Below are 23,630 nucleotides of genomic sequence, written 5' to 3' on the forward strand. Positions count from 1 at the left end.
GACCGCATCGGAGTGGGCACCGCTTCCGCATTGACCGGGCCGCGTGCCGTGTGGTTGCGTCGAACCAGGAAGGCCGACCTGCGGACGGGCCACGAAACGGTCCATGAGGCACCCGCCGAAACACTACGAGAGGGGCGGGGTTCGGGAAGCGTCAGCCGACGCAGGGAGGAAGAATTATAATGACTGTATTGAACGGACTGGATCGTCTTGCCGCAGGCGCGGCGCTGATAATCGCAGGCGCGCTGGCGCCGCAGGTGGCCTTGGCCGAGACAACCCTCAAGGTGGCGGACACCTTTCCGCCGGGCCACTACATCGTCGAGACCGGCACTAAATACTGGATGGAGCGGGTGACCGAACTGACCGACGGCGAGGTCCAGTTCCAGTATTTCGGCGCCGGGCAGATGGGCTCGCTTCGCGACATGTTCTCGATGGTGCAATCGGGCGTGGTGGACATAGGCTATGTTCCACCGGCCTATAACGGGGGCACGATGCCGCTGGCCGGTGTGCACACGCTGCCGGGGCTGTTCTCGCAAAGTACGGTCGGAACACCGGCATTCTACGATACGGTGACCTCGGGGCCGATCCTGGAGAACGATTTTCTGAAAAACGGGATGCGTCCGCTCTGGGGCGTGATGACCTCCACCTACAATCTCTTTACCCGTGGCAAGGAGATCGACGGCCTGGAGGACATCGATGGGCTCAAGCTGAAGATCATTGCCGGTAACATGTCGGAATCGGTCAAGGCCCTGGGCGGCGCTCCGGTGGATATTCCCAGCCCCGAAACCTATCAGGCGATGCGAACCGGCACGGTTGACGGCGCGATCTTCCCGACCACGAGCATCTATTCCTACAAGCTCGAAGAGGTGATCGACACCGCTGTGCTTGGGCTGGATATCTTCGTGTACTGGGCACCTTACGTGATCCGCGACGAGGTCTGGCAAGGGCTTGCGCCCGAGCATCAGGAGGCGATGAAGCAGGCGGCGCAGGAGGCGATGCAGCGCGTCGCCGAGGAAACCGACCGATCGGCCGCCGAACTCGAAGACAAGATGCGCGAAAGCGGCATCGAGGTCATCGTTCTTGACGAAGCGCAGCGCGAACAGGTCAGAACGGCCACGGCGCCGGTCTTCGATGCCTGGGTTTCGGACCTGGAAGAGCGCGGCATGCCCGGCGGCGAGGTGCTGGAGGCTTTTCGTTCAAATATCGAAAAGCACCAGAAGCAGTAAAGGGGCCCGACCGTGCATCCGCATGATCTTGATCCCGAAGAGGACGCCGTGCCGCCGCCCAAGGCTGGATTGCACGGCCCTCTTGGCCGCACAATGGACCGGGTTGACACCTGGGCGAACTGGCTGTCGCGCGCGGCGATGATCATCATGCTGGTGCTGATCCTTATCCAGATCTTCACCCGCTATGTCCTGAACGACCCGATCGAGGGCGTCATAGGGGCCACCGAACTCTATCTGATGCCCATCATCGTGTTCGGAAGCCTGAGCTACCTTGAGATGCACGACGGCCATGTGCGGGTGGGGATCCTGTTCGAGGCGCTGCCTGCCAGGCTGCGCGCCGGTCTCGACGTGGTTCTGCGTCTGCTGGCGGCCGCGTTTTTCGCGCTGGTGTGCTACGGTGCCTCGCGTGAGGCGCTCAAGGCGTGGGACTTCGGGTATCGCACGTCGGGCGACATCGACGCGCCGCTCGTCACCGCCCTCGTGATTGCGCCAATCGGCTGCCTGCTGATTGTCCTGCGGCTTCTGGTGAACGTGGCGGGCGACGTGCAGCGGCTCCGCGACACCACGGATCGGACAGTCTGAACATGGAATATCTCGCACCCGTGTCCGTCCTGCTGGCGGGACTTCTCGTCGTCGGGATGCCGATTGGCTTCGCTATGGGCATCGCCGGCACTGTGGGGCTTTATCTGATCGGCGGGCTCAATCTTGCGCTCGGGATCCTGTCGGTCGCTCCCTATCGCAACACAGCCTCCTGGTTGCTGACTGCCATACCGCTCTTCATCCTTATGGCCGAGATCCTTTCGGCCAGCCGGATCTCGTCGGACATGTTCCGCGCCGCCAACAAGTGGGTCGGGCATCTGCCGGGCGGGCTGGCTGTGGCGACGGTGTTCACCAGCGCAGGTTTCGGTGCCGTGTCTGGCTCGTCGACCGCCGCCACCGCGACAATGGCCCGCACCGTCGCGCCGGAGGCCAAAAAATACGGCTATGACCGTGGTATGATCGTGGGCACGGTGGCGGCAGCCGGCACGCTGTCGATCATTATTCCGCCGTCGGTGGTGCTCATGGTCTACGGCATTATCACCGAAACCTCTATCGGCGGGCTCTTCATCGCCGGCATCGTGCCCGGACTCATCACCGCGCTGTCCTTTGCCGGCATCACCATGGCCTGGGCGGCGCTGAACCCCAAATTTGCGCCGCCGGTGCAAAGCCACAGCTGGCGAGAGCGCATCCTGTCGCTGCGTGAGCTTTGGCCGGTGATCTTGCTGTTCGTGTTTGTGGTCGCCGGAATCTATTCCGGCGCCGTCACCGTCACCGAAGCTGCGGCGGCAGGCTGTCTCGGCGCGATCCTGATCGCGGCCGTGATGCTGCGGCGCATGGGCTGGCGCGACTTCATGAACGCGCTTGAACGCACCACCCGCCCCACGGCAATGATCTTTACCATCATCATCGGGGCCCATATCTTCGGCTATTTCGTTACCCTCACGATGGCACCGCAGGCGCTGGTTTCCTACGTGCAGGGGCTGGAGATCAGTCCGGGAATGGTGATCCTCATCCTGATCGTGATCTACGTGCTTCTGGGCTGCGTTATGGATCAGCTGGCGATCCTGATCCTGACCATGCCGATCGTCTTTCCGATGGTCATGGAACTCGGCTACTCGCCGATCTGGTTTGGCATCCTCATCACCAAGACCGTCGAGATCGGGCTGATCACGCCGCCCATCGGGATGAACGTCTTCGTCGCCAGCTCGATCACCGGGGTGCCGCTCAAACGGGTCTTTGTGGGTGTGTTGCCCTTCGTTCTGGCAGAGTTCGCGGTTCTGGCGCTGATCGCCTTCTTCCCGGAAATCGTCACCGCGTTCTCGGGTGAATACTAGGCAATAAAAAGGAATCGAAAGTGAAACTGGGACTGAAGGACAAGGTAGCAATCGTCACCGGGTCGGGCCGCGGGATCGGCGCGGTGACAGCGCGCGCGCTGGCCGAGGAAGGGGCGAAGGTGGTGATCACCGATATCGACCCGGAAACCACTGAAGCGACCCGCGCTGCGTTTGTCGCCGACGGTTACGCGGCGATCGGCGCCGTCTGCGACGTCACCGACGAGACACAGGTCAACGCGCTCGTCGCGCGCACGATCGAGGAATTCGGGGCGGTCCATATCCTTGTGAACAACGCCGGCTTTCCGCGCGACAACTACATCACCAAGATGCCTGAGCAAGATTGGGATGCCGTGGTGGGCGTGATCCTGAAAGGTGCCTACAACTGCTCGCGTGCCGTGGTGCCGCATTTCATGGAGCAGAACTGGGGCCGGGTGATCAATATCTCGTCGCGCGCCTATCTCGGCAATCCGGGGCAGACCAACTATGCGGCGGCCAAGGCCGGCATCATCGGCTTTACCCGGGCGCTTGGGATGGAGCAGGGGCGCTTCAACGTCACTGTCAACGCCATCGCGCCGGGTTTCATCGCCACCGACATGATCGAGGCGCTTCCGAACTATGACCGGATCAAGTCGCGCGCGCTGGCGATGAACACCGTGCCGCGTCTGGGCAACGAGCGCGACATCGCCAACGGCGTGGTGTTCCTGGCCTCGGATGCGGCGGAATACATCTCGGGTGAGACGCTGCACATCACCGGGGGCCGATATGGCTGAACATGTCGCGCCGTCCACCGATAACCAGGAGCAAGAGACGCGGATGCTGCGTGACAGCATAAGGGGTTTCATGGCGCGCGATCTGACCGAGGCGCGCATCGCCGAATGCGAGGCGGCGGGCGAGCTGCCTTGGGAGATGGTGGGCGAGCTTCGTCAGTTCGGCTATCTCGGCGGGTTGCTGCCCGAAGACGCGGGCGGCTACGGTCTCAGCTACCGCACCTGGGCGATGATGATGGAGGAAGCGGGGTATCGCTGGCTGTCGCTCCGGGTGCTGCTCAACACCGTCAACATCGTCGCCGCGCTGCTGCACCATCTGGGCGATGCCCGGCAGAAAGAGAAATGGCTGAAACCCGTCATGGCCGGCGAAATGCCGGTCTGGGTCGGGATCACCGAACCCGACCACGGCTCGGATGTCGCTTCGGTCCAGACCCGCGCCGAGGACAAGGGCGACCACTGGCTGATCAACGGCGGCAAGCTGTGGACGACGAACGGCGTTCACGGCCGTGTCGGAATCCTGGTGGCGCGGACCTTCACCCAAGGCTGTGATGGCGATCTGAGCCTGTTTATCGTGGACCCCGAGGAAACCGATTTCGAAGCCTCGCGCGTGGGTACGATGTTCATCAAGGCCACGGCGACCTCACAACTCGCGTTTAATGACGCAAGGGTGCCAAAGGAAAACCTGTTGGGTCCGGCGGGCAAGGGCCTCAAGGCGATCCTTACCGGGTTGAACTATGGCCGGCTCAACGTGGCGGCGGGCGCAGTTGGCGCGGCGCAGCGGTCGCTGGACCTGTCCACCGATTACGCCAAGACGCGCAAGCAGTTCGGCAACGTGATCGGAAGCTATCAACTGGTGCAGAAGCTGATCGTCGATATGACCATCCGCACCGAGGCCGCCCGCGCGCTGACTGACCGTGCCGCCCAAGCGCTGGACGCGGGTCTGCCCGGGCGCAAGGAATGTTCGATCGCCAAGCTTTATGCCAGCGAGGCGGCGCATGAGGTGGCCTCGATGGCGCTACAGGCGCACGGCGGGCTGGGATATTCCACCGACTACCCCGTCGAGCGGTTGTTCCGCGACACGCGCGGCGGGTTGATCCCCGAGGGCACGTCGGAAATCCAGACATTGATCATAGGGCGTGAGGTTCTCGGGATCTCGGCCTTCACCTGAGGAGGCGGCCATGCCGATGACGTTTCTCCATGCCCTCAGGCTGAATGCACGGCGGGTTCCGACGAAACCCGCAGTGGTGTTTGAGGGGCGCAGCCAGAGCTATGCAGATGTCCTTGACCGGGTGGAACGGATGATGACGGTGCTGGCGCGGCGCGGCATCGGACCGGGCGACAAGGTGGCGGTGATCTCGGAAAATCATCCCGATTTCCTTGCCGCCTATGTGGCGGTGACCGGGCTGGGCGCGATCCCCGCGCCGATCAACTATCGCATCGCGCCCGAGGTCATGGCCGATGTGGTGGCCCGCTCCGACAGCAAGGCATTGCTGCTGGGAGAGGCGGCGCTGGACCATGCCGATCTGTTCCGGACCGTGGTGGACGACATCATTGCCCTGGGCGACGTGGCAGAGGGCGCGCAAGGGCTGCCGCGCTTGTCGGACCTTCTGGCAGACACCCCGCCCGATCCGCCCCAAGGGCGGGATGGCACCACGATCATGCTTCACACCTCGGGCACCACCGGCAAGCCCAAGGGCGCGCTGCGCAGCCTGTTCGGCATGGAAGAACGCGCCATTGAACAGCGCTTTCGCCCTGACGACCGGGCGCTTTCTGCGCTGCCGATCTGCCTGTCGGCTGGCTGCACATACACGCTGCTACCGCTCTATCTGGGGGCCAGCGTTTACCTGATGCGCCGCTTCGACGGCGCTGGTGCGCTGCGCTTGATCGAGGACGAGCGGCTGACCGCCACCATGCTGCTGCCGGCCATGCTCCAGCGGATGGTGGAGGCCGACGGCTTCGCCAGCGCCGACCTGTCGTCGCTACGCACGCTGCAATCGGGCGGCGGCGAAATGTATCCTGACCTCAAGCACGCTGCGCTGGACAAGTTTGGTGACGCGCTGATGATCTATGCCGCGTCAAGCGAGGCGGGCCCTTACGCCAACCTCACAGCAGAAGATCTGCGCCGGAATTTGGCGGGCAACTGCGTTGGTCGCCCGTTCTTTGGCGTCGAACTGAAGATCCTCGATGATGATGGAAACGAGGTGCCGCAGGGTGAAGTCGGCGAGATCTGCACCCGCAGCAAAAGCCGCTATGACGGGTATTACAAGGATGAGGCGCTGACCGCTGAAAACCGGCGCGGCGACTATCTGACCGTGGGCGATCTGGGCCGGATCGACGACGAAGGGCTGCTCTGGTTCACCGGTCGCAAGCGCGACATCATCAAGAGCGGCGGCATCAATGTCTACGCCCCCGAGATCGAGGAGGCGCTGGCCGGCCACCCAGCGATCGCCGAAGCGCATTGCGTGGGTCTGCCCGATCCGCGCTGGACCGAGGCGATCTGCGCGGTGATCGTCCCCGCGCCGGGCGAGCAGCTGACAGCGGCCGATGTGATCGCGCATGCCGAAACCCGGCTTGACCGATACAAGCGCCCGCGGCGGGTGGTCTTCATGGCGGCGGTGCCGCGCAACCTGACCGGCCGCGTTCTCAAGGCTGAACTGAAAGAGGCAGTGCTGGCACTGCCAGAGGAGGAAACCCAATGACACGGCCCGATCTTTCGGCCCTGAAGGGCCAGCAGCTCTACTGGGAGGACCTGAACGAAGGCGACCAGTTCGACAGCCCCACCCGTACCATCACCGAGGCAGATGTAGCGAATTTCGCCTGCCTGTCGGGCGATTTCAACCGGCTGCACGTCGATGCCGAATACGCCGCCGATTCGGCCTTTGGCCAGCGCATTGCACACGGGTTGCTTGTGGTGTCGGTGATGTCGGGGCTGACCACGCGGATGCTGATGAACACGTTCCTGGAACCCTCGCTTCTGGGGCTGCTCGACATGCAGTGCCGTTTCCCGAAACCGACCCTCATCGGCGACACGATCGGGGTGCGCGTCACCGTAGCCGAGAAGCGCGAGACCTCGAAACCCGAACGCGGCATCCTGTCGTTCCGGCGCGAGGTTATCAACCAGCGCGGCGAAACCGTGGTGGAAGGGGTCTGGAAACTGCTCGTACGGCGGGCGCCGCAAGGTGGTTGAGCAGGTGGTCGCCCGCGACTTTCCCGATCTTTCGCGGCTCTTGTCGCCACGCAGCGTGGCGATCCTGGGGGCCAGTGAAAGGCCGCGTAGCGTGGGCAGCGATACCTTGCTGAACCTTACCGAGCATTCCGACTTCGATGGGCAGATCTTCCCGGTCAATCCCGGGCGTGAAAGGGTGCATGGTCTTCTTGCCTATCCCGCAATTTCAGCCTTGCCTGGTCCCGTCGATGTGGCGGTGGTGTGCCTTCCTGCCGATGCGGTGGTGGGCGCCTTGCGCGATTGCGCGGCGGCAGGAACTGGTTTCGCGGTGGTCTTCACCTCTGGCTTTGGTGAAACCGGGGATGAGGGCCGGGCCGCTGAAACCGAGATGGCCGAAATCGCCCGGCAAAGCGGGATGCGCATCTACGGTCCGAACTCGCCGGGGCTGAGCAACATCAATCGCCGCCTCGGGCTGACCTTCTCGCCGGTGTTCAAGAACGACACGCTGGGCGGCGGCATCGGGCTTGTCACCCAGGGCGGCGGGCTTGGCCGTGCCTTTATCCAGGCCAGCGAACGCGGAATCGGCGTCGGCCTGTGGTGCTCTACCGGCAACGAGGCAGACCTGACCATGGCCGATGTCGTGCACCACATGGTGGGCGATCCCGACATAAAGGTAATCGCGCTTCTCGCTGAAGGCTTCCGCGACGGGCCGCGCTTTCTGGCTGCTGCCCGCGCCGCCGCCCGCGCCGGCAAGCCGGTGGTGGCGATGAAGGTGGGCAAGTCGGACTATGGCGTTGCTGCCACCCGTTCGCACACCGCCGCGCTGGCGGGGTCGGCGACGGTCACCTCGGCGCTGTTTCGCCAGCACGGCATCGTCGAGGTGGACGATCTGGACGAGTTGATCGACACGGCGGCACTGTTCGAGCGTGCGGGCATCGCCCGACGGCAGGGCATCTGCGTCTATTCCTTTTCGGGCGGCACTGCCGCGCTGGCCGCGGACATGGTGGGCAGCGCCGGGCTGACCCTGTCCGAACTGGCCCCCGACACCCGCGCGGGGTTGCGTGCGCTGGCCCCGTCTTATGCGGCGCTCGAAAACCCGGTGGACCTGACCACCCAGGTCTTCACCCAGGATACGCTCAACCGCGACTGCCTGTCTCTGGTGGCACGCGATCCGGCCACCGATGTGGTGCTCTTGCCGATCCCGGCCGATTACGGCCCGATTACCGACCGGTCCGCCGACGACATGGTCGCACTTGCGCCGGACAGTGCGGCGCTGTTGGTGCCGGTGTGGATGAGCGGGCACCGCGCCGCAGGCTATAGCACGCTGAACGCGGCAGGGCTGGCGCCCTTTCGCAGTCTGGGCAAGGCGGTCACGGCGCTGAAGCGGCTGATCTGGCGCGGCGACTGGACCGCCTCGGGCATCGACGCTCCGTCGCTGCCCGCGCTTCCGCCCGGCGAACTGGACGAGGCCGCGGCCAAGGCAGCGCTGGCCGGACTTGGTCTGACGGTGCCCGAAGGCCGGGTTGTGACCAGCGCCCAGGAGGCGGACGCGGCGGCACGCGGGATCGGATTTCCGGTAGTACTCAAGGCGCTGGTGCCTGGCCTTCTGCACAAGACCGAAGCCGGGGCCGTGGCTGTCAGACTGACGGATGCGGAGGCGCTGGCGGCAGCCTGGGACGCGATCACGGCGTCACTTGCGGCGCAGGGACACAGGCTTGACCGTGCCTTGGTCGAGCGCATGGAACAGGGGCCGGGGGTCGAGGTGATGGCGGGACTGCACCGCGATCCGGTGTTCGGCCCGGTGGTCAGCTTCGGCCTCGGCGGCGTCATGGTCGAGGCGCTTTCTGACGTTACGCACCGCGCCGCGCCCTTCGGACGCACCGAAGCGCGCGCGATGATCGACGAGATCCGCGGCCGCGCGCTGCTGGGTCCGCTGCGCGGCCGCCCGGGCGCCGAGCTGGGCGCGCTTGCCGATCTTCTCGTGATCCTGGCCGCCCTGGGTGCGCGCGGCGACATCGCTGAGATGGACCTCAATCCGGTGCGCGCCGGTCCGGTGGGTGCCACGGTCCTTGACGCGGTGATCCTGCGCGCTCCGAGCAACACAGAAGGGAAGGCAAGACAATGACGGTAAAGACGGATATCGGCTTCACCACGCGCGACCGCATCTACGTGCGCGGGCGCGATCTGGCCGACGACATCCTCGGCAAATTGGATTTCATCGACATGATCTATTTCACCGCCACGGGGAAGGTGCCGGATGCCCGCACCCGTGCGATGACCAACGCGATCATCGTCACCGCCACCGATCACGGCCTTACCCCCAGCGCCATTGCTGCGCGAATGACGATCCTGGGCGCGCCGGAATCGCTCCAGGGCGCGGTGGCTGCGGGCTTGCTGGGCGCGGGGAATCATTTTCTGGGCACCATGCAGAACGCCGCGGCCTTTGCCCGCGACGAGATCGGCGAGCTGTCCGACAGCGACGATGACGCGGCCTATGCCGCCCGCGCGCAAGAGGTCGTATGCGCCTTTCGCGCCGCGCGCCGGATCGTGCCAGGCCTCGGTCATCCGATCCATGTGGCGGGTGACCCCCGCACGCCGGTCCTGCGCCGCATCGCGGGCGAGAACGGGTTCGACGGGCGGCACTGGCGCTTCATGACGGCTGTCGAGACCGCCGCGCGTGAGGAATATGGCCGCCTCCTGCCCATCAACGCCGCCGGCGCGGTCGGGGCCACCGTTTCGGACATGGGGCTTGCCCCGATCTGGGCGCGGGCCTTCGCCCTGATTGGCCGATCCGCCGGGCTTCTGGCGCATCTGATGGAAGAACTCGAAAATCCACAGGGTCAGAAGATCTGGGACATGATCCTGGAACAGGACGACTCGGCGGAATGCGCCGGGATCGTAGACCCGGACCGCGCGGACAGCACAGGAGAGCAAAAATGACCGGCACTGCACCGCTTTCGGGGCTTCGTATCCTCGATCTGACCGAGCTTCTGCCCGGACCCTATGCCACGCAGCAACTGGCTGAGATGGGGGCCGAGGTCATCAAGGTCGAACGTCCCGCGGGCGACGCCGCTCGCGCCCTGTTCCCCGGCCTCTTTGCCGCCGTGAACCGCGGCAAGAAAAGCATCGCCCTGAACCTAAAGGATGACACAGACCGCGCGGCTTTCCTGCGGCTGGCCAAACGGGCGGACGTGGTGATCGAGGGTTATCGCCCGGGCGTGACCGCACGGCTGGGCATCGACTATGAGACGCTTTCGGCGCTCAATCCCGGCCTCGTCTACTGTTCGGTCAGCGGCTATGGTCAGACCGGGCCGGCGAGCGACTGGCCGGGGCATGATCTGAACTACGCGGCGATGGCGGGCGCGGTGGCGATCTCGGGCGCGCCCGACGGACCGCCTGAATACACGACTGGCGTGCCAATCGGGGATCTCTCGGCAGCCATGTATGCCATCATCACCATTCTTGCCGCGTTGCGCGGACGCGACGCCACGGGGCGGGGCCAGTATCTCGACGTGGCGATCACCGACGCGCTGGCCAGCTGGGTCGCCCCGCGCTACGGTGTGTGGGACGCTGGACGCCAGGCCGGACGCGAGATCACAAAGGCCGACATCCTGCGCCGGGCCGCCTATGGCATCTTCGAGACCGCCGACGGCAACTACATAACCATCGGGGCGATCGAGACGCATTTCTTCCGCCGCCTGATCCGCGCCACGGGGATGACGGGCTTCGACGATCCGGCGCTTGATGACTTTGCCGCACGCACCGACCGCGCGGACGATATCCGCGCCGCCTTGACCCCGTTGATCGCCGCGCGTCCCTATGCGCATTGGGCGGAGATCTTCGAGGTCGAGGACGTTCCCTTCGCCCCGGTCAACAGGCTGGAGGATCTGGCCCGAGACCCGCAGGTCAAGGCGCGCGGGATGGTGCACTCAGCCGGCGCGGCACAGGTGATGGCCTTCCCTGTGCCGATGGCCGGAATGAGCGACCCGGCTGGCCACGTCCCGACAGTGGGCGAGCATCAGGCCGAAATTCTGGACCACGCCGAAGAGACGGAGTGAGGGCAGATGCATTTCGACCTGGACGACTGGCAGGAAACGGCGCGGCGCAGCTTCCGCAAATATCTTGACGCCGAGGTGGCACCCCTGGTCGAGGCGCATGAGGATGCCCACCGTCCGCCGCCGCCCGAAGTGTTGCAAAAGATGGGCGAGTTCGGCCTTCTGGGCGGTCTTTTGCCCGAGGCGCAGGGCGGGGCGGGGCTGGACTACCTCACCTATTGCACGCTCCTGTGTGAGCTGTCGCAAGTCTGGCCGTCGCTGCGCAGCATCGTCAGCACCTCCAACCTGGTCCTGATGATCATCGCGCAGCGCGGCACGCCAGAGCAGCAGCAAAGATGGCTCGGCGATCTGATTTCGGGCCGCAAAACCGCCTTCTTCGCACTGACCGAACCCAATGTCGGCTCGGACGCCAGCAATGTCGAAACAAGGGCCCGGCGCGACGGCGATGGCTGGCGGCTGAACGGCCGAAAGCTCTATATCTCGAACGGGACCGAGGCCGATCTGGGGGTGGTCTTCGCGCGATCGGGCGAAGGTGATGGCGCGGGCGTCTCGGCCTTCGTGGTCGAGGCGGGCACACCCGGGTTCTCGGCGCGCGAGGTGCGCAGCATGGGCATGAACGCCTGCCCGCTGGGCGAGCTTCTGTTTGAGGACGTGGCGCTGCCCCCCGATCATCTGATCGGCACCGAGGGCGAGGCCTTTGCCATCGCCAAACACTACCTGAACGTGGGCCGCTGCTTTGTATCCTTCACCTGCCTGGGCCTGTCGATTGCCGCCTATGAGGCGGCGCTGCGCTATGCCGGTGAACGGGAACAGTTCGGGCGCAAGATCGGCGGTTTCCAACTGGTTCAGCAGATGATCGCCGACATGATGACCGGCGTGGAAACCTCGCGTCTGCTGGCCTGCCGGGCGGCCGACGCGCTGGACCGGAGCGCGCCGGATCGTGGCCGCGCCTGCTCGATGGCCAAGCGCCACAATTCCGACACGGCGCTCAGGGTCTGCGAGACCGCTTTGCAGGTGCATGGCGGGGCGGGCTATACCCGGGACTTCCCGGTGGAGCGCTACTATCGCGACGTGCGCCATCTGACGATTGCCGAAGGCACGAACCAGCTTCAGGCGCTGCTTTTGGCGCAGGGGGCCCTGGGCATCTCGGCGCTGCGGGGCTGATCGGTCCGCAGTTTGCGCACGGTCTGCCGCCGCTGCCGGTCTGAATGGCAGGCGGAATGCGGACACAGGGCGGGTCAGATTCCCAAATACGAACGGCGCACGTGATCGTCGTGGCGCAAGACGTCGGAGGCTCCGGTGAGAGCGATTGTCCCGTTTTCCAGAACATAGGCGCGGCTGGCGAAATCCAGCGCCATGTAGACATCCTGTTCCACGAGAAGAATGGTCAGGCCGGTGCGGCGAAGACCGTCGAGGGCCTCGTACATCTGCTCGACCACCAGAGGCGCGAGGCCGAGCGACGGCTCGTCGAGCATGATCATGCTGGGCCGGGACATAAGCGCGCGCCCGATCGCCAGCATCTGCTGCTGACCGCCCGAGAGCCCTCCGGCAAGTTCGCGGGCCTTCTGGCTCAGCATCGGAAAGAGTTCGTAAACCTCGGAAAGGGCGCTCTTCCGGTCTTTCGTGTTGGATGCGGCACTTGCGCCCACGATCAGGTTCTGTTCGACCGTGAGCGACCCGAAGACGTGCCGCGCCTCGGGTACATGAACGAGGCCAAGGCGCGGGATCTCGCTGGCGGCAAGGCCGCCGATCTCCTTGCCATCGTAGCGGATTGTCCCGGAACGGGCGGCCACGAGGCCCGAAATCGTGCGCAGAAGGGTGGATTTGCCCGCGCCGTTCGGCCCGATCACAGCCACGACCTCGCCCTCGGCGATCTCGATGCTGACACCGTGGAGCACGTCGAGCAGACCGTAACCGGAGACGAGAGACTCGATCGACAGCTTCATCTTGGGCCCCGAGTAGATGTGCGGGGCCGGCCCAGGATCGTGTTGGAGATGATGTTGCGCTGAATCTGGTTGGTGCCCTCGATGATCTGCAGAACCTTGGCGTCGCGGAAGTAGCGGTTGATCGGAACCTCGCTCGAGATGCCCGCCGCCCCGAAAAGCTGGACGGCGTCCTGGGCCACCTGCATCGCGGTGTCGGTGGCGAACCGCTTGGCCATCGCGGCCGCCGCGGCCAGTTCGGTTCCTGTCTTGCCGGCGTCCACCAGGGCGGCGGCGCGATAGACCAGCAGCCGCGATGCTTCCACTCCGGTTGCCATGTCGGCGATCATCCAGCGCACGCCCTGGAAGTCGGATACCGCCTGCCCGAAGGCCTGCCGTTCGAGGATGAAATCGCGCGCCAGTTCCATCGCTCCCTGGGCCAGACCGACGCCGCGTGCCCCGATGATCGGACGCGACTGGTTGAACGCTTCCATCACGATCTTGAAGCCCCTGCCCTCGGGGCCGATCCGGTTGGCGGCGGGCACGATCATGTCCTCGAAATGCAGTGCGTTCGAAGGCACGCCCCGGGCGCCCAGCTTGTCTTCCTTGCGGCCAAGCTCGAAGCCCTTCGTGCCCTTTTCGACGATGAAGAAGTTGATCTCTCCGGTGCTGTCGCTGGCGCCGGTCTTGGCCGCGACCAGAACAAAGTCGGCGACCGCCGAGTTGGTGCTCCAGATTTTCTGGCCATTGATGCGATAAGCGTCGCCCTCGCGCACAGCGCGGGTGCGGATCCCGGCAACATCCGATCCGCTTTGCGGCTCGGTGACCGCCAGCGCACTCCGCAGGCTGCCATCGGCCAGGCCGGGCAGGAAGCGCGCCTTCTGGGCCTCGTCACCGCCGAACAGGATCGCACCGAACGGGACCCACTGCACGATCAGCAGATAGGCGGTATTATAGCAGACGCGCGCCAGTTCCTCGACCGCGACGCAGGCGGCAAGCTGGCTTCCCATCCCGCCGTGCTCGGCCGGAAACGGCAAGGTGAACATCCCCAGTTCGCGCAGCAGATCGAACATGTCCTGCGGGTACTCCCCGCTGCGGTCGATTTCGTGGGCGCGGGGCGCCACGCGCTCGTTGGCGACGCGCCGCACCATCTGCTGCACTTCCCTGACGTCCTCGGGCAGATCAAACATCATCATTCAGGTTTCTCCGTTGTCGGCGTTGTCGGATGCTGCGGCGGCAGAGGCTTGCTGCGCGCGCTTGCCGAGATAGGCTTCGATCACGTGGGGATCCCGACTGACCTCGCTTGGCAGCCCCTCGGCTATCACCGCGCCCGCATCGAGCACCACAATCCGGTCGCAAAGCTCCATCACCGCATGCATCACGTGCTCGATGATCACCACGGTGATTCCTTCCGCGCGCAGGCCACGGATGAGCGTGATCACGCTTGTCACCTCGGTCGGTGTAAGCCCCGCCATGACTTCGTCGAGCAGCAACAGAGAAGGTCCCGTTGCAAGGGCACGCGCAATTTCCAGCCGACGACGCTCGGACAGCGTGAGCTCTGCACAGGGCACATCCCGGCGCGCCTCGAGCCCGACGCGGACAAGCACCCGACCTGCGATGCTGCGGGCTTCGTCGAAGGAGCGGCCGGGAAGCGCGGCAGTGAACACCGCCTCGGCCACCGTGAAGGACGCGAAAGTCTGCGTGATCTGGAAGGTGCGCGCGATGCCCAGTTGGGTGCATTCGTGCGGGGCCAGCCCGTCGACGCGCTGCCCGAGCAGGGTTATCCGGCCGCGGCTTGGCGGAAAGGAACCGCCGAGCAGGTTGAAGAAGGTCGTCTTGCCGGCGCCGTTGGGGCCGATCAGGCCGAGGATTTCGCCCTGACGGACTTCGAGATCGACCGACTGCAGTGCCGTCACGCCGCCAAAGTCGCGGCCCACGCCATCGGCGGTGAGAATTTTCCCGCCATCCTCAAGGTCGGCGGCGTGGCGCCGAGGCAACGGCCCGGCAGCGACGGAATGCGGCACGGCAAGGGTGAAGCCGGAAAACCATCGCCCGCCCAGTGCCCTGCGCAACTGCCCGATCAGCCCGCCCGGCAGAAGCAGAATCACCGCGACAAGGGCGGCCCCGTAGACCAACTGGTGCGCGCCAGCCCCAAGCGACATCAACTGCACGCGCATGATCTCGCCCAGGGGGAAGAGCACAAGGGTGCCCACGACCGGCCCCAGAAGTGTTCCGGTGCCACCGACAACCGAGAACAGCAGGATCAGAATGATTACATGTACCCCCAGCACCGAATGCGGGTCTATGAAGCCCACGAACTGCGCGTAGAAGCCGCCCGCCACCGAGGTCGCCGCAGCGCTGATGGCGAAGGCGAGCTGCTTGGACCTGAAGAGGTTGATGCCTGACGCCGCCGCTGCGGCCTCGTTGTCCCGGGTGGCGCGCCAGATGAAGCCGTGGCGCGAATTCAGAAGCGCCTGCAGGACGAGAAGGAGCACGGTGTTGAATACCGCGATGACGAGCAGAAAGGGCCAGAGATCATTAAAGCGCAGGGCCGCAAGACCGGTCTCGTCAAGCGGCATGAACATGCCGTTGGTGCCACCGAGTGCTCTGACCCCTGACACTCCATAGAAAAGCGCATAGGCTAGGGCAAGCGTCAGGAGCGCAAAGACGAGGTGGCTGAGACCTTTCCGGAACGGAATGTAACCCGCCGCCAGCGCGAGAACGACCGACAGGGCCATGCCGACGACCATCCCAAGCCAGGGACTGATCCCATAGGTGGTTGCAAGGTAGATGGTGCAGTAGGCACCGACACCGAAGAAAGCCCCGTGGCCAAAGGAGACTTGGCCGACATAGCCGCCGATCAGGTTCCAGGCCGTGCAGAGGTAGCACCACACGAGCATCATCACCGCGACGCTGACCCAGTAGGCGTTCAGAACGGTGAAGGCGATCACCACCGCCACCCAGATGACCAGGATGGCGACTGCACCTTCGCTGCGCAGCGCGCCTGCTATGGCATCCGCCGGGGATCGACTGAGGCCGGCCGCGGTATCGGGTTTGCCGCTCATAACGTCGCCCCCCGCCCCAGAAGGCCGTGCGGCCTCAGAAGCAGCACGGCGCCGAACAAGATGTAAAGCCCCGCCGGCGCCGATGCGCTGTTGAAGATGGCGCCGGCCAGGGCCTCGGCCACGCCGAGAACCAGCGCCGCCACCATCGCACCGCGCAGATCACCCAGACCGCCCAGCACCACGATCATCAGAGACAGAACGCTGAACTGAAGGCCCACCACCGGGGTGACATGATAGAACCCCATCAGGCAGCCGGCGGCGACCGCCAGCGACCCCGTCGCGCCGACGAAGACCCACATCTGCACGCGCTGCACCGTCACGCCGCACAGTTGGGCCATCACCGGATCTTCCGCCGTGGCACGGACGCGGTACCCCCAGACGGTCGCCGAGAGAAACCAGGCCAGCAGCCCCGACGCCACCAGGGCGATGACGAAGCCTATCAGCAACGGCACGCTTACCACGATGGCGCCAAGATGGATTGTCGACGCTCCGAGTTCGGTCCTCACGTTGAACAGGTCGGCCCCGAACCATAGCAACGCCGCGCTCTGGATCACGAATGACAGTCCGATGGTCAACTGCGCCTGAACGAGAGGGGCGGAGCCGACGACCGGCCGGATGAGCCGCCCGAAGACCGCCCATCCGATCGCCATCATGGCAGGCACTAGTAGGACGCCCGCAAGGAACGGCGAGAGGCCCGTGGAGGCGCAGACCATCACTACGCCGTACATGCCGACCATGAGCAGGTCGCCATGGGCGAAGTTCAGCACGCCCATGACGCCGAACACCAGCGCCAGGGCCAGGGCGATGAGCGCATAGATGCCACCCATCAGAAACCCCGAAACTGCCGCCTGAAGAAGAAGCTCAACGCTCATCCTGACCACTCCCGTCCAGTTTTCGCATCAGTTCAGAGGATTGGGCTCTTCCACAGCCACCTCTGGCGGCCAGACCGTGACCTTTTTCGTGCCGCCTTCCTTCCATTGCGCGATCAGATTCTGCGATCCGACATTCCGGCCGTGTTCGTCGAACTTGATCCGAGAGAAAGGTGAGATCAGTTCCTTGCCGGGGATGTCGATCTCAAGGAGGGCGGCGCGAAGGTTCTCGTCTGTCAGATCCTGGCCTGCCTCAAGCGTCTCCTCCAGCGCAGCCTTCAACGTGTATGCTCCGCGGTAGCACATCGACGCATAGCTGGACGGAACGATGCCGTGCTTTTCCTCGTAAGCCTTCACAAATCGCTGGGCACGGTCCATGTCGGGATTGAAGTAGTCCACCGTGCTGAGATTGACGTCCTCAATGAAGTCCCTGTCCACAAGTTGCGGGATGCGCACATCACCTGGGCCTCCGCCGATTCCGATAATGTAGGGTTTGAAGTCAAGCTGCTGCATTGCCTGAAGCCCGGTCACCACATCTTCGGTGTAGCCGGCCCAGATCACCACGTTGGCACCCGACGTCTGCACCCGCTTGACCGGTGGCAGAAGGTTGCGATCGCTGCGCGAATACGGCGCGCTGGCGGCGATCTCGATGCCCCTCTCCTCCAGCAGAACTTCGATCCGCTCGATGGTTCCGGCGCCGCGCGGGCTGTCTTCATAAAGCAGCGCCGGGACGACGTCGCCTTGTGTCATGAGGTGATCCAGGAAAGACACGACCGTGGACGCCTCGGAATCGGCTGTGATCTGGTCGGAGAAATACCATTTGTAACCGCGCTCGAGGAGCTCGGCCGACACCGCCGACGAGTTCAGGTAAGGAACCCGCGCCTGCTCGGCGAACTGCGCCGCTGCCGATGTGCCTGCGCTGATCTCGCAGCCAAGGATGATCGGAGCCCGCTCGAGGCGGGTCAACCGCTCCATCACTTGGCGCACCACCCCGGGATTGCCCTGTGTGTCATAAAGCTGGATCTTCAGCGACCGACCGGCGACGCCGCCATCGGCGTTGATGTGCTCAAGGGCAACTGCGATCCCCTTTTGCGCATCCTGTCCGGTCACGGCGACCGGTCCCGACATCGCGGCAATCGCCGGTATCACGATTTCTTCGGCTTGGGCCAGCGCAGGTGAAGACGTCAGCGGCGCAATGGCGACGCCCAGGCCGACAACGGCCTGTAGAAACTTGTTCATTTTGGCTCCTCCCTAAAATCCCGCAAGTCCGAAAGCGGCATCTACCGATGGCAGGACTCCGGTGCCCTAGGGTAAGCGGGGCGGTCAGCCTGCGCCAAGACCTCCGGGCCGGGCGGGCCTTTTGCGCACAGATGTGTTTTTTGATCTGCAGCGGTTGAGCGCTCATGGCGACGCCGTTCTAATGGCCTGCGGAACCGCTTTCGCGAGCCGCTCCCGAAGTAGTGTGGGTCTTGCAGGGATGCTTCCGCAAGGTTGCGGTGCCGCGCCCTTGGGTTGCGGGCCAGCTGACCGCCGGACTGCGGCGCGCATTGCTGGCTCGAAGGGTGCGATACCGCGAAAGGAAAAGAAAAATGGACAGCCAGCCGCAGGAGCCATCACCGCAGAAGCCAGCCGAGGGGGACGGCCCGCTTGCCGGTTACAGGGTGCTTGATCTTTCGGTCAACGTGCTAGGGCCGGTGGCGACCCAGATCCTCGGCGACATGGGGGCCGACGTCATCAAGATCGAGTCACCCGACGGCGACTACACACGCCAGGTGGGACCGTCGCGCAACCCGAAGATGGGGGCACTGTTCCTCAACGCAAACCGCAACAAACGCTCGGTCGTGCTCGACCTGAAAAAACCCGACGCGCGGGTCGCGCTCCTTGATCTGGTGCGTTCGACGGACGTGCTGGTGCATTCGATGCGCCCCGGTGCCGCCGAACGCCTCGGCGTTGATTACGAGGCGATCCGCGCGGTCAATCCCGGTATTATCCACGCCTCGGCTTCGGGTTTCCGGCTGGACAGCGAGCGCCGCGACTGGCCTGCTTTCGACGATGTGATCCAGGGTGCCAGCGGCGTAGCCGGGCTTATGGCCCGGGCCAGCGGCGAGCCGCGCTATTACCCCACTGTAATCGCGGACAAACTATGCGGGTATATCCTGGCATCGTCCATTGCGATGGCCTTCGTCTGGCGCGAGCGCACCGGCCACGGACAGCAGGTAAACGTGCCGATGATGGATGCGATGGTCAACTTCAACCTGATCGAGCATCTCTGCGGCGCAACCCTCGACCGACCCGATCTGGGCATGGGTTACAGCCGGGTATTCTCGCCTCATCGTCGGCCTTATCCGACGCAGGACGGGCACATCTGCGTGATGGCGGCGATGGACAACCAGTGGCTGCGTCTCTTCGACGCCATAGGCCGGCCCGAGCTGCGCGACGATCCACGATTTGCCACAGCCGCGTTGCGCACCGATCACATCGACGCGTTATATGGGATCCTCGCCGAGGCAATCGCGGGGAATACAACTGCCGAGTGGCGCCGCCGGTTCGACGCGGCCGACGTGCCGAATGGACCGGCCAACAGCCTGGAGGATCTGCTGGTTGATCCCTACCTGGTTCAAACCGGGTATTTCGAGCGCCACGAGCACCCGACAGAGGGCGCCCTCGTGACGCCCCGGATACCGGTCCAGTTCTCGCACAGCCCCGGCCGGGTGCGCCGTCTTCCACCGCGGCTGGGCGAGCACACGGAGGAGGTTCTGTCCGAAATCCGCCCTCCGCGCGCCGACACCTGACGGAACCAGGCCAGGGATGAAGTGCGCCGTATTCGATGCCGGTCGTGCCCTTCGCTCATGGATTTCACGACGCCCGTCGGAAACTCGCGCCCAAGTCAACCGGTGCCGAGTTGGCCAGGATCGGTTCGCGGCCAACCGGTCCCGACTGTTCCAGCCTTCCGGCTCCACGCGTTTCACCGCGCGGTATAGCCGCCATCGACAACCATTTCGGATCCGGTCATGTAGGATGTCTCGTCGGAAGCCAGAAACAGCACCGCCCAAGCTACCTCTTTCGGCTCGGCCGGGCGCTCCATAATCGTTGCCCCAAGTATCTCCTTCTGACCGTCCGGATCAGCCAGCATGTCTTCCGTCATCGCGGTGCGTATCACGCCCGGATGGATCGAATTCACCCGGATGTTGAACGGCGCGTAATCCGATGCCGTCGATTTGGTAAGCAGTCGCACCGCACCTTTGGTCGCCTGAAATGCCGCTGCCGAAGGCGCGCCGACCAGACCATAGATCGACGATATATTGACGATCGACCCAACGCCCGCGGCCTTCATATTTTCCAGAACCGCCCTGGTCCCGAGAAAACCCCTTTGCATTGATCGCGAAGATCTTGTCCCATTCCTCTTCCGACGTGTCCTGGACCGGCTTCAGAAAAGCGATGCCGGCATTGTTGACCAACACGTTGATGTTGCCGAATGCCTTTTGCCCTTCACCGATCGCCTTTTCCCAACTGGCTGCATCGGACACATCCAGATACACCGCCATTACGGTGCCCCCCGCATCCTTGATGTCCTGCACCACGGATTTTGCGCCCTTGTCATCGACATCCGCCACGATGACCTTAGCACCTTCATCGGCAAAAATACGTGCCTCTTCGGCCCCCATGCCATTGGCCGCACCACTGATCAGTGCAGTCTTTCCCTGGAGTCGTTTCATGTCGGTCATCCTTTAAGTTTGCTGTGACGGCAGTTTAAAAGGATGTGGCTTGCGTCCCGCATAACAGAGATCAAGTCCCGCTCGGAAACATCTCAGAACGACCGCGGCATACCAAGGATATGCTCGGCGACATAGGACAGGATCAGGTTGGTCGAGATCGGTGCCACCTGATACAGCCGGGCCTCGCGGAACTTGCGCTCGACATCGTATTCGCGCGCGAAACCAAAGCCACCGTGGGTCTGGATGCAGGCATTGGCCGCTTCCCAGCTGGCCTCCGAAGCCAGCAGCTTAGCCATATTCGCCTGTGCTCCGCAATCCAGCCCAGCATCGAACCGCCTGCAGGCTTCAAAGCGCATCAGGTTGGCGGCCTCGATGTTCACATAGGACCTGGCGATAGGGAATTGCACGCCTTGGTTCTGGCCAATGGGACGGTCAAAGACCACGCGGTCACCGGCATAGGCGCGGGCTTTGTCGACGAACCAGTATCCATCACCGATACATTCCGCCGCAATCAGGGTCCGTTCGGCGTTCAACCCGTCAAGAATATGGTAAAATCCGCGCCCCTCGGTGCCGATCAGGTTCTCGGCGGGGATTTCCAGGTTGTCGAAAAACACTTCATTGGTTTCGTGGCCGGGCATGTTGGCGATTGGGCGGACCTCCATCCCGTTGCCGATCGCCTCTTTCAGATCGACCATGAAGATCGACAGGCCCTGCGACTTTTTCTTGACCTCGCTCAGCGGCGTGGTGCGTGCCAGCAGGATCATCAGGTCAGAATGCTGGATGCGGCTGATCCAGACTTTCTGGCCGTTGATCACATAGCGGTCGCCCTTTTTCACCGCCGTGGTCTTGAGTTTGGTGGTGTCGGTCCCGGTGGTCGGTTCGGTCACGGCCATGGATTGCAGGCGCAACTCGCCGCTGGCGATGCCGGGCAGGTATTTCTGCTTTTGCGCGTCCGAGCCGTGCCGCAGAAGCGTGCCCATGTTGTACATCTGCCCGTGGAAGTGACCGGCATTGGCGCCGCAACGGTTTGCCTCCTCCATGATGATCGAGGCTTCGGTCAGGCCAAGGCCCGAGCCGCCGTATTCCTCGGGGATCATCGCCGCCAGCCAGCCCTCGCGGGTCAGCGCGTCGACGAACTCTTCGGGATAAGTTTCACCCTCGCCGAATTTGCGATGATATTCCGGCGGAAACTGCGCGCAAAGCGCACGAAGCGCGTCGCGCAGATCGGTGTGAGTGTCTGGGGCTGACGTCTGCATCGGTTACTTCGCTCCCGGACCCGACGTTTCAAGAATTTCCTGCTCGGCACGCTGCCAAAGCTCATAGGAAATCGGGTTTTCGCTCTCTTCGAGGATATGACCGACCAGGCCGATGGCGCGTGCCATGACGCCAAAGCCCCGCACGATCTTCCAGGGGAAGCCAAATTCACAGCAGATCGCTCCGATCGCCCCGGTGGCGTTAATCGGCAGCATCTTACCCGATTTTTCTTCGGCAACGGCCTGAATTTTCTGGATCAACTCGATGTATTCACCGAACTTGTCGTTCTCGGCAGCGATCTGGAACAGGCGCGGGGTGCGCGGATCGACCGGCTTGTGCACCGGATGTCCGAGCCCCGGCACGATCATCTTGCGGGCGCGGAATTTTTCCACCGTATCGACGGCCAGCGCATCCAGATCTACACCGGTGCCCAGCTTTTCCGGCGGCAGTGCCTCGTAAAGCATCTTCGAGGCACCCTCCATCGAGCCGACAAAGACGGTGCCAAGCCCGCACAAGCCGGCCGCCACAGCCGCCTGAAGCGATTCCGGTGCCCCCATGTAGGTCATCCGCGCCGCCAGAGCCGAAGGCGTGATCCCATGTTCTACCAGGGTAATGACGATGGCGTTGAACACCCGGCTTTCCTCGGGCGTGGCCTTGCGGCCCGTCAGTTGCAGGAACGCCAGATCGCCAAGGTTCATGTGGCCCAGGATCTCGTTGGGCAGGTCAAGCCCGCGCACGCTGATCTTGTCAGAGGTGCTCCAGGCAATGTCGGAGCTGATTTTTTCTTTGCGTTTTCCCATCAGACCGGATCCCACGAAAAGACGTCCGCCGAAACTTCGAGCGGCGTGAATTGCGATTTGAGCGCGGGAATAGCGCGCTCGGCGATTTCATCGGCGGTCCAGCCATCACCGGAATGAACCGACCGCACCGGGCGGGGCTGATTGAACAGGAAGATTTCGTTCTTGCGAACCGCAAATATCTGCCCTGACACGTCAGCCGCGCGGTCGCTCATCAGGAAGCAGGCCATCGGTGCAACCTTGGCCGGTGTCATCTCCTTGATCTTTTCGACCCGTGCCACTTGTTCCGGGGTGTCTGTCTTGATCGACGAGATCATCCGGCTCCAGGCGAAGGGCGCGATGCAGTTTGACCGCACGTTCCAGCGTTTCAGGTCGAGCGCGACCGATTTCGAGAAGGCCGCGATGCCCAGCTTTGCCGCCGAGTAATTCGCCTGCGCCAGATTGCCGATCAGCCCCGAGGTCGAGGTCATGTGCACCAGAGCACCGCCCTCTTGTTCGCGGAAATAATCGGCCGCCGCACGGCTGGTGTTGAAGGCGCCATAGAGATGGACCTTCACCACCGCGTCGAAATCCTCGTAGGTCATCTTGTGGAAGTAACCGTCGCGCAGGATGCCGGCGTTGTTCACCACCGCGTCGATGCGGCCGAATTCCTTGACCCCGGCCTCGACCATCGCGCGCGCGGCGTCCGGATCGGTGACGTTGCCGCCATCGGCGATCGCGTTGCCCCCGGCGGCCCTGATCTCTTCGACGACTTTCTGCGCCGCAGTTTCGGTCTGACCGGTGCCTTTGAGGGACGCGCCCAGATCGTTGACCACAACGGCGGCGCCTTCTGCGGCTGCCATCAAGGCGATATCACGCCCGATCCCACCGCCGGCCCCGGTGACCAGAACGACCTTTCCGTCAAGTGCTTTTGTCATCTTCT

At 64.0% G+C, this 23,630-nt stretch carries 20 protein-coding genes and 1 pseudogene; 12 read left to right on the forward strand and 9 right to left on the reverse strand.

The genetic code is table 11. The annotated features are described in order from the left end of the window. Positions 1-179 precede the first annotated feature (179 nt). Genes dctP through ACSQ76_RS21595 form a run of 11 tightly spaced genes read left to right on the forward strand, consistent with a single transcriptional unit; the run spans position 180 to position 12,249 of the window. The gene (gene dctP, locus ACSQ76_RS21545; RefSeq protein ID WP_082647421.1) at positions 180-1,223 is read left to right on the forward strand and encodes a TRAP transporter substrate-binding protein; all 1,044 of its coding nucleotides are present in this window, start codon (positions 180-182) and stop codon (positions 1,221-1,223) included. A 12-nt stretch (positions 1,224-1,235) separates the two neighbouring features. Beyond that, positions 1,236-1,805 (forward strand): TRAP transporter small permease, encoded by a 570-nt coding sequence (locus ACSQ76_RS21550; RefSeq protein ID WP_143100514.1) that lies wholly within the window; start codon positions 1,236-1,238, stop codon positions 1,803-1,805. 2 nt (positions 1,806-1,807) lie between these two features. After that, positions 1,808-3,097 carry a TRAP transporter large permease gene (locus tag ACSQ76_RS21555; RefSeq protein ID WP_437158282.1) on the forward strand — a complete coding sequence of 430 codons (1,290 nt, stop codon included), beginning with the start codon at positions 1,808-1,810 and terminating at the stop codon, positions 3,095-3,097. 20 nt (positions 3,098-3,117) lie between these two features. Further along, positions 3,118-3,867 carry a 3-oxoacyl-ACP reductase FabG gene (gene fabG, locus ACSQ76_RS21560; protein ID WP_057817137.1) on the forward strand — a complete coding sequence of 250 codons (750 nt, stop codon included), beginning with the start codon at positions 3,118-3,120 and terminating at the stop codon, positions 3,865-3,867. Beyond that, entirely contained in the window at positions 3,860-5,032 is a 1,173-nt protein-coding gene (locus ACSQ76_RS21565; RefSeq protein ID WP_437158283.1) for an acyl-CoA dehydrogenase family protein, read from the forward strand. Before fabG ends, ACSQ76_RS21565 begins: the two co-directional genes overlap by 8 nt. A gap of 10 nt (positions 5,033-5,042) precedes the next feature. Further along, on the forward strand, positions 5,043-6,563 hold the full coding sequence (locus tag ACSQ76_RS21570) for a class I adenylate-forming enzyme family protein (protein WP_057817133.1): 1,521 nt from the start codon (positions 5,043-5,045) through the stop codon (positions 6,561-6,563). Further along, positions 6,560-7,051, forward strand: coding sequence for a MaoC family dehydratase (locus tag ACSQ76_RS21575; RefSeq protein WP_300240191.1), 492 nt, complete (start codon positions 6,560-6,562; stop codon positions 7,049-7,051). Before ACSQ76_RS21570 ends, ACSQ76_RS21575 begins: the two co-directional genes overlap by 4 nt. After that, positions 7,044-9,155: an acetate--CoA ligase family protein gene (locus ACSQ76_RS21580; protein WP_201455577.1), complete on the forward strand. Its 2,112-nt coding sequence runs from the start codon at positions 7,044-7,046 to the stop codon at positions 9,153-9,155. The genes ACSQ76_RS21575 and ACSQ76_RS21580 overlap by 8 nt, the downstream gene beginning before the upstream one ends. Further along, on the forward strand, positions 9,152-9,970 hold the full coding sequence (locus ACSQ76_RS21585) for a citryl-CoA lyase (protein ID WP_057817129.1): 819 nt from the start codon (positions 9,152-9,154) through the stop codon (positions 9,968-9,970). The genes ACSQ76_RS21580 and ACSQ76_RS21585 overlap by 4 nt, the downstream gene beginning before the upstream one ends. Beyond that, entirely contained in the window at positions 9,967-11,088 is a 1,122-nt protein-coding gene (locus tag ACSQ76_RS21590; protein WP_057817127.1) for a CaiB/BaiF CoA transferase family protein, read from the forward strand. Before ACSQ76_RS21585 ends, ACSQ76_RS21590 begins: the two co-directional genes overlap by 4 nt. A gap of 6 nt (positions 11,089-11,094) precedes the next feature. Further along, entirely contained in the window at positions 11,095-12,249 is a 1,155-nt protein-coding gene (locus tag ACSQ76_RS21595) for an acyl-CoA dehydrogenase family protein (protein WP_437158284.1), read from the forward strand. 74 nt (positions 12,250-12,323) lie between these two features. On the opposite strand, the gene ACSQ76_RS21600 is transcribed toward ACSQ76_RS21595, so the two are convergent. From ACSQ76_RS21600 to ACSQ76_RS21620, 5 genes are read right to left on the reverse strand one after another with little or no spacing between them, the layout of a single operon-like run. After that, the gene (locus ACSQ76_RS21600; RefSeq protein WP_057817122.1) at positions 12,324-13,031 is read right to left on the reverse strand and encodes an ABC transporter ATP-binding protein; all 708 of its coding nucleotides are present in this window, start codon (positions 13,029-13,031) and stop codon (positions 12,324-12,326) included. Continuing rightward, complete coding sequence (locus ACSQ76_RS21605; RefSeq protein ID WP_201455576.1) at positions 13,028-14,203, reverse strand: acyl-CoA dehydrogenase family protein; 1,176 nt, start codon at positions 14,201-14,203, stop codon at positions 13,028-13,030. Before ACSQ76_RS21605 ends, ACSQ76_RS21600 begins: the two co-directional genes overlap by 4 nt. Next, entirely contained in the window at positions 14,204-16,072 is a 1,869-nt protein-coding gene (locus ACSQ76_RS21610) for a branched-chain amino acid ABC transporter ATP-binding protein/permease (RefSeq protein ID WP_057817120.1), read from the reverse strand. Further along, positions 16,069-16,944 carry a branched-chain amino acid ABC transporter permease gene (locus ACSQ76_RS21615; protein WP_057817118.1) on the reverse strand — a complete coding sequence of 292 codons (876 nt, stop codon included), beginning with the start codon at positions 16,942-16,944 and terminating at the stop codon, positions 16,069-16,071. The genes ACSQ76_RS21610 and ACSQ76_RS21615 overlap by 4 nt, the downstream gene beginning before the upstream one ends. Positions 16,945-16,971: 27 nt before the next feature. Next, a complete protein-coding gene (locus ACSQ76_RS21620; protein ID WP_057817116.1) occupies positions 16,972-18,180 on the reverse strand; it encodes an ABC transporter substrate-binding protein in 1,209 nt (402 codons plus the stop codon). A gap of 350 nt (positions 18,181-18,530) precedes the next feature. Between ACSQ76_RS21620 and ACSQ76_RS21625 the strand changes: the two genes are divergently transcribed. After that, positions 18,531-19,733 carry a CaiB/BaiF CoA transferase family protein gene (locus ACSQ76_RS21625; protein ID WP_437158285.1) on the forward strand — a complete coding sequence of 401 codons (1,203 nt, stop codon included), beginning with the start codon at positions 18,531-18,533 and terminating at the stop codon, positions 19,731-19,733. Positions 19,734-19,906: 173 nt separating this feature from the next. On the opposite strand, the pseudogene ACSQ76_RS21630 reads toward ACSQ76_RS21625, so the two are convergent. The 4 genes and pseudogenes from ACSQ76_RS21630 to ACSQ76_RS21645 all read right to left on the reverse strand — a co-directional run bounded on the left by ACSQ76_RS21630 (position 19,907) and on the right by ACSQ76_RS21645 (position 23,625). Next, positions 19,907-20,666 (reverse strand): annotated as a pseudogene (locus ACSQ76_RS21630) (SDR family NAD(P)-dependent oxidoreductase). 83 nt (positions 20,667-20,749) lie between these two features. Beyond that, positions 20,750-21,913 (reverse strand): acyl-CoA dehydrogenase family protein, encoded by a 1,164-nt coding sequence (locus ACSQ76_RS21635; RefSeq protein ID WP_057817112.1) that lies wholly within the window; start codon positions 21,911-21,913, stop codon positions 20,750-20,752. Positions 21,914-21,916: 3 nt separating this feature from the next. Then, positions 21,917-22,711 (reverse strand): citryl-CoA lyase, encoded by a 795-nt coding sequence (locus ACSQ76_RS21640; protein WP_057817110.1) that lies wholly within the window; start codon positions 22,709-22,711, stop codon positions 21,917-21,919. Further along, positions 22,711-23,625 (reverse strand): SDR family NAD(P)-dependent oxidoreductase, encoded by a 915-nt coding sequence (locus ACSQ76_RS21645; RefSeq protein WP_057817108.1) that lies wholly within the window; start codon positions 23,623-23,625, stop codon positions 22,711-22,713. The genes ACSQ76_RS21640 and ACSQ76_RS21645 overlap by 1 nt, the downstream gene beginning before the upstream one ends. Positions 23,626-23,630 lie beyond the last annotated feature (5 nt).

Source organism: Roseovarius sp. B08, assembly GCF_051417955.1.
GTDB lineage: Bacteria > Pseudomonadota > Alphaproteobacteria > Rhodobacterales > Rhodobacteraceae > Roseovarius.

What these genes read in the sequence shown, in the direction of transcription:
- dctP (WP_082647421.1), top strand. Translation starts at nt 180, where the DNA reads ATGACTGTATTGAACGGACTGGATCGTCTTGCCGCAGGCGCGGCGCTG.
- ACSQ76_RS21555 (WP_437158282.1), top strand. Translation starts at nt 1,808, where the DNA reads ATGGAATATCTCGCACCCGTGTCCGTCCTGCTGGCGGGACTTCTCGTC.
- ACSQ76_RS21565 (WP_437158283.1), top strand. Translation starts at nt 3,860, where the DNA reads ATGGCTGAACATGTCGCGCCGTCCACCGATAACCAGGAGCAAGAGACG.
- ACSQ76_RS21570 (WP_057817133.1), top strand. Translation starts at nt 5,043, where the DNA reads ATGCCGATGACGTTTCTCCATGCCCTCAGGCTGAATGCACGGCGGGTT.
- ACSQ76_RS21575 (WP_300240191.1), top strand. Translation starts at nt 6,560, where the DNA reads ATGACACGGCCCGATCTTTCGGCCCTGAAGGGCCAGCAGCTCTACTGG.
- ACSQ76_RS21585 (WP_057817129.1), top strand. Translation starts at nt 9,152, where the DNA reads ATGACGGTAAAGACGGATATCGGCTTCACCACGCGCGACCGCATCTAC.
- ACSQ76_RS21590 (WP_057817127.1), top strand. Translation starts at nt 9,967, where the DNA reads ATGACCGGCACTGCACCGCTTTCGGGGCTTCGTATCCTCGATCTGACC.
- ACSQ76_RS21595 (WP_437158284.1), top strand. Translation starts at nt 11,095, where the DNA reads ATGCATTTCGACCTGGACGACTGGCAGGAAACGGCGCGGCGCAGCTTC.
- ACSQ76_RS21600 (WP_057817122.1), bottom strand. Translation starts at nt 13,031, where the DNA reads ATGAAGCTGTCGATCGAGTCTCTCGTCTCCGGTTACGGTCTGCTCGAC.
- ACSQ76_RS21605 (WP_201455576.1), bottom strand. Translation starts at nt 14,203, where the DNA reads ATGATGATGTTTGATCTGCCCGAGGACGTCAGGGAAGTGCAGCAGATG.
- ACSQ76_RS21610 (WP_057817120.1), bottom strand. Translation starts at nt 16,072, where the DNA reads ATGAGCGGCAAACCCGATACCGCGGCCGGCCTCAGTCGATCCCCGGCG.
- ACSQ76_RS21615 (WP_057817118.1), bottom strand. Translation starts at nt 16,944, where the DNA reads ATGAGCGTTGAGCTTCTTCTTCAGGCGGCAGTTTCGGGGTTTCTGATG.
- ACSQ76_RS21620 (WP_057817116.1), bottom strand. Translation starts at nt 18,180, where the DNA reads ATGAACAAGTTTCTACAGGCCGTTGTCGGCCTGGGCGTCGCCATTGCG.
- ACSQ76_RS21625 (WP_437158285.1), top strand. Translation starts at nt 18,531, where the DNA reads ATGGACAGCCAGCCGCAGGAGCCATCACCGCAGAAGCCAGCCGAGGGG.
- ACSQ76_RS21635 (WP_057817112.1), bottom strand. Translation starts at nt 21,913, where the DNA reads ATGCAGACGTCAGCCCCAGACACTCACACCGATCTGCGCGACGCGCTT.
- ACSQ76_RS21640 (WP_057817110.1), bottom strand. Translation starts at nt 22,711, where the DNA reads ATGGGAAAACGCAAAGAAAAAATCAGCTCCGACATTGCCTGGAGCACC.
- ACSQ76_RS21645 (WP_057817108.1), bottom strand. Translation starts at nt 23,625, where the DNA reads ATGACAAAAGCACTTGACGGAAAGGTCGTTCTGGTCACCGGGGCCGGC.